Source organism: Methanococcus voltae (assembly GCF_024807655.1).
Classification (GTDB): domain Archaea; phylum AGJL01; class Methanococci; order Methanococcales; family Methanococcaceae; genus Methanococcus; species Methanococcus voltae_D.
Map to the genome: position 1 here is coordinate 487,883 of NZ_JANUCR010000001.1, position 19,435 is coordinate 507,317.

At 27.8% G+C, this 19,435-nt stretch carries 21 protein-coding genes; 13 read left to right on the top strand and 8 right to left on the bottom strand.

Going from position 1 to position 19,435, the window contains the following annotated elements; translation table 11 throughout:
* The first annotated feature begins 363 nt into the window (after nt 1-363).
* The 8 genes from J3E06_RS02295 (at nt 364) to J3E06_RS02330 (ending at nt 5,659) form a co-directional block, all read left to right on the top strand.
* On the top strand, nt 364-1,173 hold the full coding sequence (locus J3E06_RS02295) for a DNA polymerase sliding clamp (protein WP_013180700.1): 810 nt from the start codon (nt 364-366) through the stop codon (nt 1,171-1,173).
* 103 nt (nt 1,174-1,276) lie between these two features.
* Nucleotides 1,277-2,050 carry a hypothetical protein gene (locus J3E06_RS02300; RefSeq protein WP_013180701.1) on the top strand — a complete coding sequence of 258 codons (774 nt, stop codon included), beginning with the start codon at nt 1,277-1,279 and terminating at the stop codon, nt 2,048-2,050.
* Nucleotides 2,028-2,309 (top strand): 50S ribosomal protein L44e, encoded by a 282-nt coding sequence (locus tag J3E06_RS02305; RefSeq protein ID WP_013180702.1) that lies wholly within the window; start codon nt 2,028-2,030, stop codon nt 2,307-2,309. Before J3E06_RS02300 ends, J3E06_RS02305 begins: the two co-directional genes overlap by 23 nt.
* Before the next feature lie 68 nt (nt 2,310-2,377).
* Nucleotides 2,378-2,563, top strand: a complete 186-nt coding sequence (locus J3E06_RS02310; protein ID WP_013180703.1) for a 30S ribosomal protein S27e — start codon at nt 2,378-2,380, stop codon at nt 2,561-2,563.
* Between the two features lie 393 nt (nt 2,564-2,956).
* Complete coding sequence (locus J3E06_RS02315; protein WP_013180704.1) at nt 2,957-3,748, top strand: translation initiation factor IF-2 subunit alpha; 792 nt, start codon at nt 2,957-2,959, stop codon at nt 3,746-3,748.
* Nucleotides 3,749-3,876: 128 nt separating this feature from the next.
* Nucleotides 3,877-4,032, top strand: coding sequence for an RNA-protein complex protein Nop10 (locus tag J3E06_RS02320; protein WP_013180705.1), 156 nt, complete (start codon nt 3,877-3,879; stop codon nt 4,030-4,032).
* Between the two features lie 215 nt (nt 4,033-4,247).
* Nucleotides 4,248-5,030, top strand: coding sequence for a 2-amino-5-formylamino-6-ribosylaminopyrimidin-4(3H)-one 5'-monophosphate deformylase (gene arfB / locus J3E06_RS02325; RefSeq protein ID WP_013180706.1), 783 nt, complete (start codon nt 4,248-4,250; stop codon nt 5,028-5,030).
* A 152-nt stretch (nt 5,031-5,182) separates the two neighbouring features.
* Nucleotides 5,183-5,659, top strand: a complete 477-nt coding sequence (locus J3E06_RS02330; RefSeq protein ID WP_013180707.1) for a methanogenesis marker 9 domain-containing protein — start codon at nt 5,183-5,185, stop codon at nt 5,657-5,659.
* Nucleotides 5,660-5,742: 83 nt separating this feature from the next.
* Here J3E06_RS02330 and J3E06_RS02335 read toward each other — a convergent pair whose 3' ends face one another.
* Both J3E06_RS02335 and truA read right to left on the bottom strand, forming a co-directional pair.
* A complete protein-coding gene (locus J3E06_RS02335) occupies nt 5,743-6,453 on the bottom strand; it encodes a hypothetical protein (protein WP_013180708.1) in 711 nt (236 codons plus the stop codon).
* Nucleotides 6,454-6,713: 260 nt separating this feature from the next.
* Nucleotides 6,714-7,529, bottom strand: a complete 816-nt coding sequence (truA, locus tag J3E06_RS02340) for a tRNA pseudouridine(38-40) synthase TruA (protein ID WP_013180709.1) — start codon at nt 7,527-7,529, stop codon at nt 6,714-6,716.
* Between the two features lie 264 nt (nt 7,530-7,793).
* Between truA and larC the strand changes: the two genes are divergently transcribed.
* Nucleotides 7,794-9,047: a nickel pincer cofactor biosynthesis protein LarC gene (gene larC, locus J3E06_RS02345; RefSeq protein ID WP_013180710.1), complete on the top strand. Its 1,254-nt coding sequence runs from the start codon at nt 7,794-7,796 to the stop codon at nt 9,045-9,047.
* 104 nt (nt 9,048-9,151) lie between these two features.
* Here the strand turns inward: larC and J3E06_RS02350 are convergent, their stop codons facing one another.
* The 4 genes from J3E06_RS02350 to comA form a co-directional block, all read right to left on the bottom strand.
* Nucleotides 9,152-9,850 carry a (Fe-S)-binding protein gene (locus J3E06_RS02350; protein ID WP_013180711.1) on the bottom strand — a complete coding sequence of 233 codons (699 nt, stop codon included), beginning with the start codon at nt 9,848-9,850 and terminating at the stop codon, nt 9,152-9,154.
* Nucleotides 9,851-9,898: 48 nt separating this feature from the next.
* Nucleotides 9,899-10,603, bottom strand: a complete 705-nt coding sequence (locus J3E06_RS02355; protein WP_013180712.1) for a GTP-binding protein — start codon at nt 10,601-10,603, stop codon at nt 9,899-9,901.
* 147 nt (nt 10,604-10,750) lie between these two features.
* Entirely contained in the window at nt 10,751-11,539 is a 789-nt protein-coding gene (locus J3E06_RS02360; protein WP_013180713.1) for an ATP-binding cassette domain-containing protein, read from the bottom strand.
* Nucleotides 11,540-11,658: 119 nt separating this feature from the next.
* Nucleotides 11,659-12,423: a phosphosulfolactate synthase gene (gene comA / locus J3E06_RS02365; protein WP_013180714.1), complete on the bottom strand. Its 765-nt coding sequence runs from the start codon at nt 12,421-12,423 to the stop codon at nt 11,659-11,661.
* A 322-nt stretch (nt 12,424-12,745) separates the two neighbouring features.
* Here comA and hypE point away from each other — a divergent pair, with 322 nt between their 5' ends.
* From hypE to ilvE, 3 genes are all read left to right on the top strand, one after another.
* The gene (hypE, locus tag J3E06_RS02370) at nt 12,746-13,750 is read left to right on the top strand and encodes a hydrogenase expression/formation protein HypE (RefSeq protein ID WP_013180715.1); all 1,005 of its coding nucleotides are present in this window, start codon (nt 12,746-12,748) and stop codon (nt 13,748-13,750) included.
* Between the two features lie 239 nt (nt 13,751-13,989).
* The gene (gene mfnA / locus J3E06_RS02375) at nt 13,990-15,198 is read left to right on the top strand and encodes a tyrosine decarboxylase MfnA (protein WP_013180716.1); all 1,209 of its coding nucleotides are present in this window, start codon (nt 13,990-13,992) and stop codon (nt 15,196-15,198) included.
* Nucleotides 15,199-15,408: 210 nt separating this feature from the next.
* On the top strand, nt 15,409-16,269 hold the full coding sequence (gene ilvE / locus J3E06_RS02380; RefSeq protein WP_013180717.1) for a branched-chain-amino-acid transaminase: 861 nt from the start codon (nt 15,409-15,411) through the stop codon (nt 16,267-16,269).
* Nucleotides 16,270-16,457: 188 nt separating this feature from the next.
* Here ilvE and guaB read toward each other — a convergent pair whose 3' ends face one another.
* A complete protein-coding gene (gene guaB / locus J3E06_RS02385; protein WP_013180718.1) occupies nt 16,458-17,954 on the bottom strand; it encodes an IMP dehydrogenase in 1,497 nt (498 codons plus the stop codon).
* Nucleotides 17,955-18,232: 278 nt separating this feature from the next.
* On the opposite strand from guaB, the gene J3E06_RS02390 reads away from it, so the two are divergent.
* Nucleotides 18,233-18,544 carry an Sjogren's syndrome/scleroderma autoantigen 1 family protein gene (locus J3E06_RS02390; protein WP_052297123.1) on the top strand — a complete coding sequence of 104 codons (312 nt, stop codon included), beginning with the start codon at nt 18,233-18,235 and terminating at the stop codon, nt 18,542-18,544.
* 86 nt (nt 18,545-18,630) lie between these two features.
* Here J3E06_RS02390 and J3E06_RS02395 read toward each other — a convergent pair whose 3' ends face one another.
* Nucleotides 18,631-19,296 carry a MarC family protein gene (locus tag J3E06_RS02395; RefSeq protein ID WP_013180720.1) on the bottom strand — a complete coding sequence of 222 codons (666 nt, stop codon included), beginning with the start codon at nt 19,294-19,296 and terminating at the stop codon, nt 18,631-18,633.
* Between the last annotated feature and the right edge of the window lie 139 nt (nt 19,297-19,435).

Sequence of the window (19,435 nt, forward strand, 5' to 3'; positions counted from 1 at the left end):
TTTAATAACTATAATTTAAATTTATGCTATTTATTTTATTTTTTTGAATAATTTAAAAATTTTCATTTTCATTAGGATATTTATTATATATTAAAATTATATCTATAACTCATATTATTATTTAAAAAAAAAATTAATATAAAATCAAAAACAAATCATTATCTACATATAGTTATTTACATATAGTTATTAAAATATAATAAAAAATGTTTAAATTTGATTATATAATTATATAATTTATAGCCATATGGATTATAATTACATTAAGTATCTATTGTATTGTTAATATATTGTTAATAAATTTACAATCGAATTTTTAAATACTAAACAAAACGTATTATTTAAAAAAATAGTGGTGAGCAAATGTTTAAAGCAGTTTGTGATGCAAAAGACTTCAAAAAGATAATTAATGCTACAAGTAATTTAGTAGATGAAATATGTTTCGAAGTAGACGAAGAAGGAATTAGGGCAAGTGCTATGGACCCTTCGCACGTGGCTTTAGTTAGCTTAAACATTCCTAAAACTGTGTTTTCAGAATATATGAGTGGAATACATGATTTAGGTATTGATTTGGAAGCCCTAAAAAAGATAATGGCAAGGTCTAAAAGCAATGATAAAATAATTATAGAGTTTGATGAAGAAAAAAATAAGTTGCTTACTACATTTAAAAATAACGTTACAAGAAACTTCTCAATGGCCTTATACGACATATCATCAAATAATTTAAAAGTTCCAGATATAGAATATCCTAATAAAGTATCTATAAAAGCAGGTGCATTTGTAGAAGCTTTAAAGGACTCAGAATTAGTTAACGACCACATTATTTTAAGTGTTAATTCAAGTGATAATCAGTTTGTTATATCTTCAAAAGGAGACTTAAACTACAGTGAAACCATATTTTCACTTTCAAAATCAGAAACCGAAGTTGTAAATACTGAAGAGTCTGAAAACAATGGAAATGAAGAAGTAATAAACAATGTTATGGTTGATTACAAAGTATTGGAAAACTCAAAAAGTACATTTAATCTTGCATATTTAAAAGATATTACAAAATCTACAGCTTCAGATGATGTTTTAGACATATACCTTGGCGAAGATATGCCAGTTAAAGTAGAATACAATATTGGTGGCGCAAAATTAGTATTTTTACTTGCTCCAAGAATTGAATCTTAATTAATCGATTAAATTAAATCAAAAAAATCAAAATATACAATTTTTTAATTTTTTTATGTTAACAGTGTTTAAAGAATAATATAAAATAAAAATAAGTGAAAATATGTACAATAAAGCTAAAAATGCTTTTTTTGATGAAATAGCCTCTCCAAAATTGCTTAAAATATCAGATACGATGTATTCAGATGTTAAAAAGTATGTTGAGAGCATTTCTAAAAAAGACAATGTCAATGAATTTGATATAAAAAAAATCAATCGTTTAAAATATTACTCATCTTCATTATTAAAAATAAGATTATACAAAATTATTATTTTAAATGAAAATCCCGAATTATTGATTGAAGATGAAAAGGAAATTTATAAGATTATCAATAATCTTATAGATAATACTTTATTTAGTGATAACCCAAATTTTTTGAACAATTTTGAAACTATAATCGATAATTCAGTGCAAAAATTTGATATTATTGGTACAAAAAGTACAAAAACTGAACAAGAAAAAAGTATACCTCAGTCTAATCCTATATCAAATGGCTCTACAGAATTATCCGATGATTTAAAAGAAAATTTTGGAAAATCAAGTGAAAATTTTGGAAAAAATGAACTTAAAAATGATTATTCTTTAAATTTAAACCCTGATTTTCAAGATAATGTTAATAAAAATATGAATGATGAAATACCAAAAGTTATAAATACTGAAAGAGATATTCATATTGTAAGAGTCAATCATAAATTTCCATATTTTACTGATGGAAATTGTGTTTATGGTTTAAATAAAAATGATATAATTTCTTTAGATGGGAGATTTTCAAAAATTTTAGAGAAACACAATATAGTGGAACAGGTGAATATTTATGAAAATGAAAAAGAAAATTAAAAGATATTGCCCATACTGTAAAAAACATACCGTTCATACAGTTGAAAGAGCTAAAAAGAGAAAAGCAAGTGAATTGAGAAGAGGTCAGAGGTTATTCAGAAGAGTAACTGCAGGTTACGGGGGTTACCCAAGACCATTACCTGGTGGAGCAAAACCAATTAAAAAATTGGATTTAAGATACAAATGTGCAGAATGTGGAAAAATGCACACAAGAAGCAACGGTGGATTCAGAGCAAGAATGTTTGAATTAGTTGAATAAGTAAAATTCAACATATTTTTACATTTAATTTTTTAAATTTTATATATTATGAAATAAAGGTGAGAAACATGGAATTGATACCAAGACCAAAAAGCAGATTTTTAAAAGTACAATGTACAGACTGCAACAACCAACAAGTTTTATTTGGATGTCCTTCAACAGTTGTTAAATGTACTGCATGCGGTAAAACAATTGCAGAACCTAAAGCTTCAAAAGGTTCAATAAAAGCTAAAATACTCGAAGTATTACAATAAATTATACAATTGTATAATATTGTAATCATAAGACTCTTCTTTTTTATCATTAAAATTTGACATTGTTTTATATTATTTTATCAATTGTGTAAAATTATTGTATAACTTTATATATTATACATTAATATTATATAATATAGTATAACTTTAATTTTGTAATTTATAACCTTGCTAAATTTATATTATTATTTTTATTATTTCGAAAAATATATAATATGAAATGTAGATTAGGAAAATAAAACTTATTAACCTAAATTAAAAAGAATGTTAAAATAAACTAAAATAAACTAAAATAAAAGTAAAAATAAAAACGTAATTAAAAAAGTAAAAAAGAATATTTCATCTAATTAAGGCTAATTAACTTTTTTACTATAAAATTTAAGGTGTAATATCATGAAATCTAATTTTCCCGAAGAAGGCGATATCGTAATAGGAAATGTAAGTGATGTTAAGTCATTTGGTGCATTTGTTGAGTTATTAGAATACCCTAAAAAAGAAGGTATGGTCCACATTTCTGAAGTTTCATCAGGTTGGATTAAAAACATAAGAGACCACATCAAAAAAGGTCAGAGAGTTGTTGCAAAAGTTGTAAGGGTAAACCCTAACAAAAATCAGATTGATTTATCATTAAAAAGAGTTACCGACCAACAAAAAAGGGCAAAAGTTCAAGAATGGAAAAGATTCCAAAGAGCTGAAAAATTATTACAATTTGCATCCGAAAAAATGGGTAAATCAATGGATGAAGCTTGGAAAGAAGTTGGGCATACAATTGTAGAAGAATTTGGAGAATTATATGTCGCTTTTGAATCCTTAGTTATAGAAGGAGAAGAAGCTTTTGAAGATTTAGACGTACCTGCTAAATGGACCAAAGAATTAGAGAAAATTGCAAAAGAAAACATCGAACTTTCAAATGTTAAAGTAGATGGCATTTTAACACTTTCGACCACTGAACCAGACGGAATAAAAGTAATTAAAAAAGTAATTAAAAAAGCAATCAAAGCTAACCCGTACGAAGATGTTCAAGTTGAAGTATCATATGTTGGAGCTCCAAAATATAGGATTGAAGTAATTGCACCAGATTACAAAAGCGGTGAAGAAGTCTTAAGAAGTGTGGCTAATGAAGCTATAACTGACATTGGCACATATTTAAACGGAACAGGCGACTTCGTAAGACTTGAAGAATAATAATAAAAATAATAATAAAAAATAAAAATAATAATAAAAAATAAAAATAATAATAAAAAATAAAAATAATAATAGTAATAACAATAGTAATAAATTAACATAATATCCATACTCACAAAGGTGAGATAATGCAATTAAAAAAATGCACGTCATGTGGTGAATATACAATGAAAAACGTTTGTAAATGTGGGGGTAACGCTATAACGGTTAAACCTCCAAGATATTCACCCTTGGATAAATATGGGGCTTATAGAAGAGCTTTAAAGTTTAATGAAAGAAAATAACTAAAAAATAACATAAATTATTAGTATATTATATTATATTATATTATATATTATTATACTATATTGTAAATTATAATGTATAATATATTAGATACATTTTTTTAAATACAAAACTCTATTTTTTTTAAATCTTATATAAGATGGATTACAAAAATTAATATAAAACTATTATCGTATATATTACTCTATTAAATTACAAATTTTATTGTGATAATATGGATAACTTTGAGTTAAGACTAAATTCAGGAAAATTAATCGATAATGACAGTAAAGTTCATGAAATAGGCGTTATTGCAATGGGTTCTTATTTGGAAAATCATGGTTCTGCATTGCCTATAGATACAGACATAAAAATAGCTTCATATGTAGCTTTAAATGTAGCTTTAACGACAGGAGCTAAATTCTTAGGTACTGTTTGTACTGCCACAGAATATGACTATATTAAACATGGCATCCACAATTCTTTAGAGGATATTTTAGAAGAATTGGAAGAAATAATTATTAAATATTCAAAGATAGGAGTAAACAAATTTTTAATAATTAATTGTCATGGCGGTAATTCAGACGTTTCTAAAAAAATAGAACAGTTGCAAGAAAAAATTAGAAATAATTTTAAAGAATATGGAACTACTGAAAAAGAATTAGAATACATTAAAAAAATAAAATATAACTTTAAAGAGTATGGAAATACTGAAAAAATTAATATTAAAATAAAATCCTTTGGATATATCCACGCATATAGTGAAGAGTTATCTATCGGTAAATGTATTGGAATTTATGATGAAACAAAATTTAATAAACATACACCTGAGAATTATGGCGAAATAGGAATGGTTGGACTACCAGAAGCACGTTTAAACAATAAATACATTGATAAAGAAGCTAAAATGGTTGAAAGCATCCCTGCAGTTGTTAATGAACAGTACGGGGAAGAATTAATTAAAAAGATGGTAAATGAAAGTATTGAATACATTAGGGAATTCCTAATGTTAAAATAAATTAAAAAATAATTGAATAACAAAATAAACTAATAAACTAATAATATAAAATGCAGTTTTAAATATTAGTTTCAAATGTAAATTAATAAATAATAAAACACTAAAATAAAATATAACTGAAATAGATAGTCTAAATAGTATATGGTGATAGAATGGTATGGGAAAATTCCCCTTCGCATATCTGTAGAGGCGGAGATTTTAGAGGTCTTGCATTTTGCTGTCCTCCAGTTAAATATTGTCCATTGCATAAAGCAATTGAAGTACTCGGAATAACCCCCGATGAGTTTTCAAAACTCAAAGAAGATTTTGGAAAAAAAACAAGGCTCGGAGAAGGTAAAAACACTTGCTTTGGTAGTTTAGTTTGGTGTTGTAAAATAACAAAACCTTGCCCATTCAGAGATAGTGAAATGCTAAAAATAGGAATGGGAGAAGATGAATACATGGAATTAAAACAGAAACTCTCTGAAGAAATATTGAAAAGTTCCAAAGTAATCCAAGCTACAATTGAAAAATTTGTCGAAAAAGGAATTCCAAGAGAAATTGCTGAAAAAGCTATTCTCGACACTGGAGATTTAGTAGAAGCATACAAAGAAGCTCAAAAAATCGTTGCAATTAGCGAAAATAAGTAATTACACAAAAATAAATTATAAAATAATAAAATAAAAATAATAAATAAAATAGTTAAAATAGTTAAATAAAATAATCATTAAACTTAAATTCTTTTTTTAATACCTTCATATAAATCAATTGAATTTCCATTTAAAAAGGCCGACATGGTGTATATAACTCCTGGAGGCATTATTTCTATTGCAGAACCTTTTTTAACATAATAAACATTATCAAAAGCAAGCAATCCTCCATATATCATTCCTGCAATTTTTTTAAGGTCTTTAACATCTTTTAATGTAATAATAACTACGGGGTCATCTGTTGCAATTCCCGAATAACCAATACCGTGAATTTCCTTTGGTACACTTGAAACACTTGAAGAACAGTCATATCCATATTTTTTACCGATTTCTTCAACAAATAAAGCTACTTCGTCCACAAAACTTTCACCACAATAAGTATCAAAGGATACTATAATAGAATCGCCATATTGTGATTCAGTTTTAGCTATTGCATATGAAACACCTTCATCTGCATCTTCGGGATTTTCAGAAACTCCGTTTAAATCGTCATAACTTTCCGCATACTTATGTAGTAGTTTGAATATGGACTTATTAACTTCATTAACAAGACCCTCAGGAACTTGTGAGGTTATCACAATATCGTCCCCCGTTATGTTAGTAATAGTCGATTTTACATCCATATCTTTAAACAAATGTTGCAATTCCCTATTTATTTTTGAATTAACTTCTGGATTAGTATTTACATCATTTGAAGATATGTCCACACTTATAGACGATATATAATTTACCATAAATTCACATCCTAAATTTTAAATTATAGAATATATTCGTAAAAATCTATTGTATTAAACCATAACTTTGATATTTTGATATTTGAAATTAACATATTTTATGTTTTTATGTTTTTATGTTTATTATGTTTATTATATTTTATTTAATATATAATGTATAAGACTTTGAATTCTTGTTAAAATACTAATTTAATAATAAAAATAAATTATCACATAATAATATAATGAAATAATTAAAAATAACAAATTAAAAATAAAATTTAAAGAGTGTCAGAATATTCATTCATAGATTCATATACACCAAATCTTCGAATCTTTTTATTTTTAATACGTGTTATATCTTCTTTAAATTTCTTTAAAACATATTGATTATATTTAAAATCAATGTTTGTTTTTGCTTCGACTAATACAAGACCCTCTGCAGAACTAATCGGAGAACCTACTTTTATAGAGGGATTAAATACTTTATCCATATATTCTTCAATTTCTTCGTTAGTCATTTCTGAAATACCAACATTTGAAATTAAACCGATGATTTTTCGAACCATATTCCATAAAAAACTCTTTCCATAAATGTTTAAAGTTATAAAATATTCATTATCCTCTACTGTAATGTCATAAATTGTTCGGACAGGGTCTCGATTTTTTGTTTTATCTCGTTTAGATAAGTTGTGAAATGAGTGAGTCCCAATTAAGCACTCTGAAACTTTTTTAATTTTATCCATATCGTGAAAATTGCCATATGCGTCAACTTTTGGCAAGATGTATCGATAGTGCCTGTATTCAACGTTAGGAAACTCATTTATTTTTTGATATCCCAAAACCCATATCCCAAAACCCTTACATTTTGAATAAATGTGTGTTAATATGGGCTCTTTATCCAAGTCATAAATTACAAAATTTCCAAGTGCTGAAACGCCTAAGTCAGTTCTACCCCCATAGTACAAAGGCTTCTTAAATTCAGACAAATAACCGCAGTCTACCAATATATTTGTTAATATATCACATACTGTCTTTTCGTGAGGTTGTAATTGAAAACTATATCTTCCATCGTATGCTACTTTAAATATGTACATAATATCTCCATAATTCATATTGAAGTCAAATTATTAAATTACTATAAAAATAATACAATTATGGTTATTATAGAATTACTATAAAATGTATTAAAGTTATAATTATTATCAAATATAATTATTATATGAATTAATAATTTATTAAATTATCTTTTGTAATAATTAACTAAAAAATAAATAACTAAATAAAATCAAATTAAAATATATAATTACTTAAAATAAATAAAATAAATAAAACCAAATTAAAATTAAAAAGGTGTAATTTTGAAATATTTGCTTATTGACCCTAAAATATCAGGTATTTCAGGAGATATGTTAATAAATTCACTTTTGGATATAACGGAACGTTATGACCTTATTGAAGATGTAATTAGTAAAATAAATGAATTAGATAATTGCAAATGTATTTCCATAAATATCATAAATAAGAAAAAATTAGGCATAATGTCAAAATATATGGAAATTGAATTAAACGAAGAAAAATTTCATAACCCTGAAATGCTTAAAAAATGTATTTTGAAAGTATGTAATAAATTGAATATGTCTGATAAGAGTATTTCAATTTGTGAGAACATTGCTGATGACTTAATATATGCTGAAAAAAACATACACGGTGACCATTTTCATTTACATGAAGTAGCTTCATTAGATACAGTTTTAGACGTAGTAGGTAGCTTATATATATTGGAAAAATGTGGATATCTATCAAATCAGATAATTTCGACATATCCTGTATTAGGTAGTGGTTATGTAAACATAGACCATGGTATATTACCTGTTCCAGTCCCTGCAGTTTTAGAAATACTTAAAAAACATAATACTCCGTTTCAACAAACCCCTTCATTAAAAAATGAAAATTTTGAAGACTCAGACGTGGGAGAACTTACCACCCCCACAGGAATTGCTATTCTATGCAATATTACGTCTGAATTTTGTAGAAACTACCCCTCTTCAAAAATCTTAAAAATTGGATATGGTGCAGGTACTAAAGACTTAAAAAATACGCCAAATGTATTGAGAATCTTAGAAATTAATAATTTAGATTTTGAAAATGTTTCTGAAGAAAAAATGGCATTATTGGAAACTAACGTTGATGATATTTCCGGAGAAATCCTTGGTCATGTGATAAATAAAGTAATGGACGAAGGAGCTTCAGATATATTTATAACCCCAGTAATTGGTAAAAAAAACAGACCTGCCAATAAAATAACCGTTATTTGTAAATATGCGGAATTTGAAAAATATACGAAGATTTTAATGGAAGAAACTGGCACTTTAGGAGTCAGAATAACTGAATTTAACCGATATATTGCAAATAGAAAATTATTACATATGTTAGTTGAAGTTAAAGAAAAAAAATTCCAAATAAATGTTAAATATTCATATATAAACAATAAATTGATAAATATTAAACCAGAATACGAAGATTTAAAAAGAATATCTCAAGAACTCAAAATGCCATTGAAAAATATTTCAGAAATCGTAAGAAAACAGATTGATGAAAAAAAATTATTTTAAAACTTTAAAAATATTTTATATGTTAATTTTATAATACATATTATATTTCAAAATATATTCCATTATTTTCACAAATAGTTTTTTTAATTTATTATTTTTATTATTTACCAAACTTTTAAATCAATTCCTTCAATTAACACCCTATTGCCTTCAGCCTCTACAATTACACCACTGTGGACTTTCTGCATCATACAGTGCGTGGGGATAAATCTTACAGTTTTTCCAATTTCCGGCATCTTACCTTTTGAAACTACCCCTTCAAAAGCCACTACAATAGCCACCCCTACATTAATGTAATCTTTTTTCTCACCCGTTATTCTATGACAAGGTCCTTCTACGTGTATCACGTGCATACCGTGGGAAATTTCTATTATTTTGGCAAAATGGGGTAATGGACAACCCAATGGCCTATATTGGATATAATCATTAATTTTTAAATCCTTAGCAAGGGGGCTTGTAATTAATAACGTTTCTCTACAAGAATGTTCGTTTTCAAGAGGGTCCAGTAAGAAATCTGCATTATATCCATCAATTAGACCAATAAATTCTGCATTACCAGATTTATCAATATTTTTAGTAGATTTACAAACTATTATCTTATTTTCAGTTAATAAGTTATTTAATTCATCAAAATTTAGTTTAAAATCCTCTTTTAAAAGAAAAGGACATTTTCTAATATCTTCACCACATAATATGCTCTCAGCAAATAAATCACATCTTTTAAAACCACAAGCCCCACAATTATACTTGGGCAATAACTCATTAATTTTAGACTCCAACGTTTCCCTATCCAAATTAGTCATTTTTTCACCAATAATAAAGATATTAAATTTTAATCTTAAATTTTAAGTTTATTCTCCCACATACTTCGTAAATCCATCAATTCTCCTTAAAACTCCCCTGTGATACTTTTTAGCGATTCTTGTTTCACCTACGCATAATGTACATACTGAAAGTGGTGCATTGTGTCTTAAAAGTTCATTTTCTAAGTCAATTATCTCCTTAGCTTCAGTTATCTCCTCAGCAACTTCTGCACAGCCTTGTCCACTTAATCCGTTTACATCGTATATCGTACAATTAGGGTTCATTTCAAGTACACGCTCTCTAAAAACCTCTCTTTCAGCTTGCGAAATTATATCACCCTTTGTAATCGCTACAACGTCAGCACTTGTTAAAAAAGGTCCAACTTTCCGAGGCGTATTTGGGCCCGAAGTAGCATCGATTACACAAACACCTAAACTATTTTTTGTATAAGGTGCACAACGATGGCATAAACCTGCTGTTTCAATAATTAAAGTATCAGTATTCTGCTCTTTAGCCCATTCTACCATTTCTTCAATATTATATATGGCAAAATGGTCTGGACACATATCTTTACTAAGACCAATTAATGTTGGTACGCCTAATTTACCATACCGTACATCATCATCCGTATATAAACAGTCTATTTTAATAACTGCGGTTTTTTTACCTTTTTTTTGCAATTGTTTGATGGTATGTGTCATTACAGATGTTTTTCCAGCTCCTGGCGTACCTGCTACAATAACTACTTTCATAAATTCACCCAATGATTATTTTATAAACATAATAACATTATTAAAATATTATTTACATATTACAAATTTGATAGTTTAAAACTATTTAAAGATAAATTAAATTAAAATAAAATATTTTATAAAGTATTTTTATGAATTAAATAGCAATTAACAGGTTTTACAGGTATTTTGAATATCCCCCATACTTAATTTTTCCCCATGTCGTACTTTTTCACGCATTGAGAGCATCCACCCGTCTAAATCGTTTAATCGTTTTGAAACTTCTTTTTCTTCCTCGGAAGTTTCAATAATTTCAGTCATTGCCCCGTTTCTCATTACAACCCTTCTATTAGTCATTAATGCAAGAACGGGGTCATGTGTAATTACCATTACAATTTTACCATATCCTGCAAGTAATTCCAAAGCTTCATGTTTTTTAATTCCTGCATTTTCAATCTCATCAATCAATACTATAGGCGAATCACTTATTACAGCTACATCTGCAACCATTAAGCTTCTTGATTGCCCCCCACTCAATATTGTAAGATTATAATCCTTTTTAATAGGTTCTCCAGTCAAATTATTGGCAAGTTCTATTACCTTATTAACTAAACCTTCCGAATTTATACCCCTACTTTTTGCGTGCATTAATAAGAATTCTTCGACAGTCATATCTGCTAAAAAATTCATATTTTGAGATAATTGTGCAATTCGTCTTTTTCTCGGGTCTCTCCTCATTTCAGAACTTGGAATCTCGTTATTAATCATTATTTTTCTTCCAGAAACTGTATCTCCTTGAGATAGCTGTTCTATATCACTTATAAGGTTTGATTTACCACTACCGGTTGGACCAACTACTCCAAAAATCTCGCCTTTTTTTACAATTAATTCCCTGACGTTTTCGTCATTTCCACATTTATCCACGCCACCGATTATCTTAATTTCCGTAATTTCCATAAATTCACCATTTATGTTTCATAATTATAGAGTACATATTAGAAATAATATTAAATAAACATTTTATTGAATTTTAAATAATTATGTAATTATTGATTAACTAATTAGCGATTAATTAATTATTTAGGGATTTTTCCAAAAGTGTCGCCCCTTAATCCTCTTCTGAGTGTTTCTAAGGAAATAACTTCATCAAATGCAATATTCCCCAAATTTACACTATTTCCAAATCTCATTATAAATTCAATTTGCTGATTTTTAAGAGGGGCTTCAAAAATTAATTTTTTAAAATCAATGTCCGAATTAACAATTTCATTGAGGTCATCTTGTTTTAAATTGCCTTTTTCGTCATATAAACCAATGGATTTACCCCCTTCACGACCCTCCAATATTACAAAATCAGAACCTGACTCAAGTTCCAATTTTAAATTTTTTATTTTTTCAGAAATTGGAATTTTTGCATCTTCCTCAATGCTTTTTTTACCAATTTCAGATAAAACGATAAAACCAAATTCTTTTGCTTTTCTGATACATTCACATTTTGAACTAAAATCGATATCCATTGAACCGTCGGATATCTCTACACATTCGAAACCCAATTTTTTACAATAGGTTAAAAATTCCTCAAATTTATCCTCTTTAAAGGCATATTCAAATAAAGTACCTCCAGGATATGGTTTTACGCCGTATTTCTTATATATTTCTATTTTTTCCATTATAATTTCTTCAGATTGAACTGCAGAAGTCCCCCAGCCAAATTTAGCACAAGATATATATTTTCCAAAAACTCTCATACTGTGTTCTACATACTCAGGACTTTGACCTTTGTCTATTATCATTGTTAAACCGTTATGGGTTGGTATTTTTAAAAATGAAAAGGATTCCATAGATTATCACCCGTGTCTGTATACTTAATTTTTAAAAATTAATTGTATCATATTAAAATATTATTTAATAGAATATATAAAGAATTTTCTATTAATATTTAATATTCTTATAAGAAAAATATATTTTAATATATCCCTTAAAGTACTATATTATTTCCTAATATGAATAATTGGTATATTATATGATAAATAGTTTACTATTAAAAATTAAAATAATAACAATATTATAGTAGAAATACATAACTCTAAAAAACATTATTATGTAAATTTAACATAGTTATGACTTATAGATTTATATTGAGAATTTAATGGAGTTGGTTTTGTGAAAATTACACGAATGCACGGTGCTGGCGGTAAAGTAATGCAAAATTTAATAGGGGATGTAATATTAGGTAGTTTAACAAATACTCAAGTCAATGGAGGCATTGGTCTTCAAGATTTAGATGATGGTTCTACAATACCTATTGGAGACAATGAAATTGTTTTTACAGTTGATGGGCATACAGTAGACCCCATATTTTTTAAAGGCGGGGATATTGGTAGAATTTCAGTATGTGGTACGGTTAACGACCTATCCGTTATGGGTGCAAAACCTTTAGCTCTTTCAATGTCCTTTGTATTACCAGAAGGCTTTGATATAGATAAATTAAAGGAAATTATGGATTCAATAAATAAAGCTTGTGAAGAAGCAGGTGTTGCAGTCATTACTGGAGATACTAAAGTTTCTAATGTTTCGGATATTATTATATCATCTGCAGGTATTGGAATTGTTGAAAAAGGAAAAGCAGTTCGAGATAAAGGAATGAAAGAAGGCGATTCAATTATCGTAACTGGAAACCTTGCAGAACACGGTTTAACAATACTTTTAAGTAGAGAAGGGTTTGATTTAGAATCTAACTTAAAATCAGACGTTGCACCAGTTAATGGATTAATTCAGTCCGTATTAAATGAAGGAATTACAATTAATGCAATGAAAGACCCTACAAGAGGGGGTCTTGCAGATTCATTGAATGAAATGGCTGAAAAAAGCGGTTTAGGAATTACTTTGCAAGAGGACCAAATTCCATTGAGTGAGGAAGTTAACTTCATATCTGAAGCTTTGGGTATCGACCCCCTTACTGTTGCGAATGAGGGAAAAGTTGTTATGGCAATACCTAAAAAAGATGCCGAAAAAGCTCTTGAAATCATAAAAAATCATCCGTTAGGTAAAAATGCCAAAATAGTTGGGGAAGTAACATCCGAACATAAAGGTGTTATTATGGAAACTTTAGTGGGCAGAAGAGTTGTTGATACCCCTATTGGGGACCCAATCCCGAGAGTTTGCTAAAGTTAACTATTTTATTATTTTATTATTATTTTATGAATTATTTTTAATTATCATTTATTATTTTTATATTTGTTATGTTATTACAACTGTAGTATGGAGCTTGTATTATTATTTTAACAAAAATTCGAATAATTTTATATATAATAGTTATGCTAACATAATATTTGTTATTTTTTAAGAATTAATAAAAATATTATAAAAATATTAATAACAATATTAATTATATTATTGGTGTCATAATGGATAAAAGTAAAGAAATATTATCAAAATTAAAAGAATACAGAGATTTAGACTTAAAATATGAAAAAGGAAATATATTTGGGTCCATGTGTACAAAACCACATCCAATAACGCTTGAAATCATAAAAATGTTCTATGAAACTAATTTGGGAGACCCTGGATTATTTATAGGTACCAAAAAATTAGAAGAAGAATCCATACAAATGATTGGCAAATTATTACATAATCCTAATGCCTTTGGATATATTATATCGGGAGGTACAGAAGCCAATATAACCGCTATGAGATTATTTAATAATATTTCGAAGGCAAATTTTAAAAATAAAAAATATGGAAATAAAAAAAATAGAGAAGATTCTTCAAAAATTATAATACCTGAAACTGCCCACTTTTCGTTTGATAAATCAAAAGATATGATGAATTTAGACTTAATACGACCTCCATTAACCGAATACTATACGTCAAATGTAAAATGGGTAAAGGATTATGTAGAAGATACGATATCTAAAAATGGTGAAAATTCTATTTCAGGTATTGTAGGAATTGCAGGATGTACTGAATTGGGAACTATCGATAATATAAAGGAATTATCCAAAATAGCTTATACTAATGACATTCCCCTTCACGTAGATGCTGCATTTGGTGGTTTTGTAATTCCATTCTTAGAAGAAAAATATAAACTTAAAAATTATAACTACGAGTTTGATTTTAGTCTCGATGGCGTAAAAACCATTACAATAGACCCCCACAAAATGGGATTATCACCAATTTCTGCAGGCGGTATAATCTTCAGAAACAGAGAATATAAAAAATATTTGGATATAGAGGCCCCTTATTTAACTGAAACTTTGCAAGCAACTATATTAGGTACTCGTACCGGAGTAGGGGCCGCTACAACATGGGGACTCTTAAAATTACTATGTAAAGATGGGTACGCTAAAATAACACACGAATGTATGGAAAAAACTACCTATTTAACGAATAAATTAAGAGAAAACGGTTTCGAAACAGTTATTGAACCAGTATTAAACATTATTGCGATTAAAGATGATAATGCAAAAGAAACCTGTAAAAAACTAAAGGAAAAAGGATTATATGTTTCAGTCTGTAGATGCACCAATGCACTTAGAATTGTGATTATGCCACACCTTGAATTTGAACATCTTGATAATTTAGTAAATACCCTTTGTAAAATAAATAAAAAATAAAGTAAATCATTTAGATAATTAGGTAAATAGATTGAATAGATAGATTGAATGAATAACCAATTAACTTAAAATAAAAAAATTATTATTTATTTATATATGCAAATAAATATATAAATAGAATAACACATAATAATAAACTAATTTATTATAATATCAATAAATAATATTGAAATATCCTTAAAATAAAAATATATCAATGTTGGTGAATTTATGAAAATTTACGTGAATGGAGAATTCGTTAATAAAGAAGATGCGAAAGTTTCAGTATATGACCATGGTTTATTATATGGTGATGGAGTATTTGAAGGAATACGAGCTTATGAAGGAGTTATATTTAAATTAAAAGAGCACATTGATAGATTATATGAATCAGCTATCTCATTAGATATAAAAATTGATATTAGTAGAGAAGAAATGTCTAAAGTAGTAATAGACACTGTAAAAATAAACGAACTAAATGATGCATATATAAGACTCGTAGTTACGAGAGGCGTAGGGGATTTAGGATTAGACCCAAGAAAATGTCTAAAACCTACCATATTCTGTATTGCCGAACCTATGAATCCACTATTAGGCGACCAAGGTATAAAAACTATTGTTTCAGGAATAAGAAGATTACCTGTAGATGTATTAAACCCTGCTGTTAAATCTTTGAATTATTTAAACAGTATTCTTGCAAAAATACAAGCAAATGCTGCAGGAGTTAATGAAGCCTTCTTATTAGATAGAAATGGATATGTTGCAGAAGGAACCGGAGATAATGTATTTGTTGTTAAAAATGGAATTATAAGAACCCCTCCTGTATCCACAAGTGTTTTAAGAGGAATTACGAGAGATACTGCAATAGAATTAGCAATAGAAGCAGGATATACCGTATTAGAAGAAAATTTAACGCTTCACGATTTATATACTGCTGATGAGTTATTTATTACAGGTACTGCGGCTGAATTAATCCACGTTATTGAAATCGACGGTAGAATCATAAATAATGGCGAAGCTGGAGAAATTACAAAAGATTTACTAAGCAGATTCATCGAAATTAGAGGAAAAATCGGAGCTAAAATCGAATAAATCAATGATAAAATAAATAATTTTGATATTCATAATAAAATACTTATTTTCTCATTTTTAATCTTATTTTTAAGATAATTTAAATTAATTAAGTTTAAAACATTGTTTATTTTTACAATATCCTTATACACAACTCAAAGTTTAAAATTAAAAAAATATTAAAAAAATATTAAAAAGTAAAAAAAGAATTATTTTGAATTTAATGGGTAATTTGGTGCTTCATTTGTAATTAATACATCATGAGGGTGGCTTTCTTTTTGTCCGCTTTGGGTGATAATAACAAATCTTGCTTTTTCGTGCATTTCCTCGATGTTTTCAGAACCGCAGTATCCCATTGATGACCTTAAACCACCTGCAATTTGGAATATAATATCACTTACTGAACCTTTATAAGGTACTGCACCTTCAATCCCCTCAGGAACTAATTTAGTGTGTTTCATATGTGCTCCATCACTTTTTTGGAAGTATCTATCTGCAACATTTCCTGAACTACCGCACATAGCCCCTAATGAACCCATTCCTCTATATTGCTTGTATTTTCTGCCGTTGATGGTTATTAACTGCCCCGGTGCTTCGTCAGTACCTGCTAAAAGACTACCCAACATTACAGCGGAAGCTCCTGCTGCAATTGCTTTTGCAACGTCTCCACTGTATTTTATACCGCCGTCTGCAATTACCGGTATTCCATATTTTTTAGCAACGTCTGCAACTTCAGCTACTGCAGTTAATTGCGGTACCCCAACTCCTGCAACAACTCTTGTTGTACATATTGAACCTGGACCAATACCTACTTTGATAGCATCTGCACCTGCTTTAATTAAATCTTCTGCTGCTTCCTTTGTAGCAACATTACCAACAAATAATTTAACTTTTGTTCCAGTCAATAATTCTTTAAATTTCCTAACGTTTTCAACTACGTTCATATTATGAGCGTGTGCACAATCAATAGCAATTACATCAACTTTAGCCTCAATTAACGCTTTTGCTCTTTCAAAATCGTTTGGACCACATGCTGCAGCAACTAATAAATTTCCTTCCTCGTCCCTAACTGCTTCAGGATATTTTCTTCTTTTTAAAATATCTCGTAAAGTAACCATACCCATTAATACACGTGTTTCTCTTTCCAAAATAGGCATTCTTTCGATTTTATTCTCATATAATCTGTTTAATATATCTTCATAAGGTGTATCTTCATGTGCGTGCAATACGTCCTTAGTCATGACATCTTTAACTTTTAAATTCATATCTGGTACGAATTTTAAATCTCTTGTTGTAATGATGCCCAAAAGAGTCTTATTTTTATCCACTACTGGGAGTCCACTAATTTCATTTTCATACATTATCATTTCAACTTCAGAAACCGTTAATTCAGGCGATACTGTAACTACGTCTCTAACAACCAAATTTTCAGCTCTTTTAACGGCACTAACTTGTTTTACTTGTTCTTCGATAGTCATATTTCTATGAATTACTGCCATTCCTCCCCTTCTTGCTAATGTAATGGCCATTTCTTTTTCTGAAACCGTATCCATTGCTGCAGAGATTACAGGCACATTTAATTCAACACCTGATAAGTTAGTACTTAAACTTGTATTCTTTGGCTCCACATATGATTTATTAGGTATTAATAAAACATCGTCGAATGTATATGCTTTTTTAGCATTGTAAATTTTGTCTGAAAACAAATTATCACCATATATCCTTTTTCATATATTGAATGAATTAGTATATAAATACTTTGGATAACATATTATTTACTAAATTTCGATACGTTATCACAATATTATAAACATTATTTATACATATAATAAATATGATTTTAAAAATATATAATTAAAACTCAAAGTAGTAGTAGTAGTAAGCAATAATAACTAATAACGATTAATATTGATAATATAGGGATGATACCATTAAAAACGATGAACTTTCAAAAATATCTAAAGAATTAATGTCTGGTGCTACAATGTTAAGTAAACATTGTAAAATATGTAATTTCCCATTATTTGAAAAAAATGGGGTAGAATATTGCCCAAATTGTAAAAATAATGAGGAAAATAATATTAAAACTACAAATAAAAATAATATAAAGAGCATAAATGATGATAATAAATATCTAAAAGATATTAAATATAGTGCAATATTAAATAATAAAATAGATTTTTTATGTAATTTACTCGAAAAAGAGACAGATTTAGATAAAATACATAAAATTAGCCAATTGATATTAAATTTATTAGAACTTTCTGAAAAATTAAGCATTTTTGAAAAAAAATAAAGCTAAAAATTAAAGATATAATATAAATTAAAGATATAAAGTATTAAGAAGATATTTAATCCTATTAAAAATATTAAATAAAATGTTTAAGAATTATTAAATATAATATTTGCAGAATTTTCTAAACCAATATATCCACCAATTCCATCTAAAAGCATCTGTACTGCGATTGCCATTAGCATTAAACCCATTAACTTTGTAAGAACGTTAAATCCTACTTTTCCAAGCTTTTTTTCAAGGTCTTTTGAGAATCTCAATATGATATATGATATTGTAATACACATTATTAAAGCTATTGTCAAGTAAGCTAAGTGTATATAACTACCGGATTGAGCAGTTAACGCTATCATTGTACTTATAGCACCAGGTCCTGCATATAAAGGAATTGTAAGGGGAACTACAGAAATATCTTCCACTTCTTGACATTGTTCAGGCAGATTAGATTTTAAAGCCCTTTGTTTTGTAGAATTACCTGTGATAATCTCCAAAGCCACAATAAACACTAAAACACCGCCTGTAATACGTATAGCAGGTATTGATATACCAAAGAATGCTATTATGTACTTCCCCAATATTCCTGAAACAATTAATAATAAAAATGCCGAAATCATCGATTTTTGAATTACTTTAATTTTTTCAGATTCAGAATAACCACTCGTTAAAGATAAAAACGGAGGTATCACCCCAAAAGGATTTAATATAGCAAATAACGATGAGAACAGTATAAAAATCATTTGAAAATCAATTACCATAAATACACACCTTGAATATTATTGAATTATAAGATTAGTACCTATAGACAATCATATATTTAAATATATGTGATATATGCACAAAATTTAAAAATTGATACATCCAAAATAAATAAACTTAGATAATAGATAAATAAAT

Bases quoted from the DNA above. Each gene is read 5' to 3' on its own strand.
- J3E06_RS02295 (WP_013180700.1), top strand. From the start codon at position 364: ATGTTTAAAGCAGTTTGTGATGCAAAAGACTTCAAAAAGATAATTAAT.
- J3E06_RS02300 (WP_013180701.1), top strand. From the start codon at position 1,277: ATGTACAATAAAGCTAAAAATGCTTTTTTTGATGAAATAGCCTCTCCA.
- J3E06_RS02305 (WP_013180702.1), top strand. From the start codon at position 2,028: ATGAAAATGAAAAAGAAAATTAAAAGATATTGCCCATACTGTAAAAAA.
- J3E06_RS02310 (WP_013180703.1), top strand. From the start codon at position 2,378: ATGGAATTGATACCAAGACCAAAAAGCAGATTTTTAAAAGTACAATGT.
- J3E06_RS02315 (WP_013180704.1), top strand. From the start codon at position 2,957: ATGAAATCTAATTTTCCCGAAGAAGGCGATATCGTAATAGGAAATGTA.
- J3E06_RS02320 (WP_013180705.1), top strand. From the start codon at position 3,877: ATGCAATTAAAAAAATGCACGTCATGTGGTGAATATACAATGAAAAAC.
- arfB (WP_013180706.1), top strand. From the start codon at position 4,248: ATGGATAACTTTGAGTTAAGACTAAATTCAGGAAAATTAATCGATAAT.
- J3E06_RS02330 (WP_013180707.1), top strand. From the start codon at position 5,183: ATGGTATGGGAAAATTCCCCTTCGCATATCTGTAGAGGCGGAGATTTT.
- J3E06_RS02335 (WP_013180708.1), bottom strand. From the start codon at position 6,453: ATGGTAAATTATATATCGTCTATAAGTGTGGACATATCTTCAAATGAT.
- truA (WP_013180709.1), bottom strand. From the start codon at position 7,529: ATGTACATATTTAAAGTAGCATACGATGGAAGATATAGTTTTCAATTA.
- J3E06_RS02350 (WP_013180711.1), bottom strand. From the start codon at position 9,850: ATGACTAATTTGGATAGGGAAACGTTGGAGTCTAAAATTAATGAGTTA.
- J3E06_RS02355 (WP_013180712.1), bottom strand. From the start codon at position 10,603: ATGAAAGTAGTTATTGTAGCAGGTACGCCAGGAGCTGGAAAAACATCT.
- J3E06_RS02360 (WP_013180713.1), bottom strand. From the start codon at position 11,539: ATGGAAATTACGGAAATTAAGATAATCGGTGGCGTGGATAAATGTGGA.
- comA (WP_013180714.1), bottom strand. From the start codon at position 12,423: ATGGAATCCTTTTCATTTTTAAAAATACCAACCCATAACGGTTTAACA.
- mfnA (WP_013180716.1), top strand. From the start codon at position 13,990: ATGGATAAAAGTAAAGAAATATTATCAAAATTAAAAGAATACAGAGAT.
- ilvE (WP_013180717.1), top strand. From the start codon at position 15,409: ATGAAAATTTACGTGAATGGAGAATTCGTTAATAAAGAAGATGCGAAA.
- J3E06_RS02390 (WP_052297123.1), top strand. From the start codon at position 18,233: ATGTTAAGTAAACATTGTAAAATATGTAATTTCCCATTATTTGAAAAA.
- J3E06_RS02395 (WP_013180720.1), bottom strand. From the start codon at position 19,296: ATGGTAATTGATTTTCAAATGATTTTTATACTGTTCTCATCGTTATTT.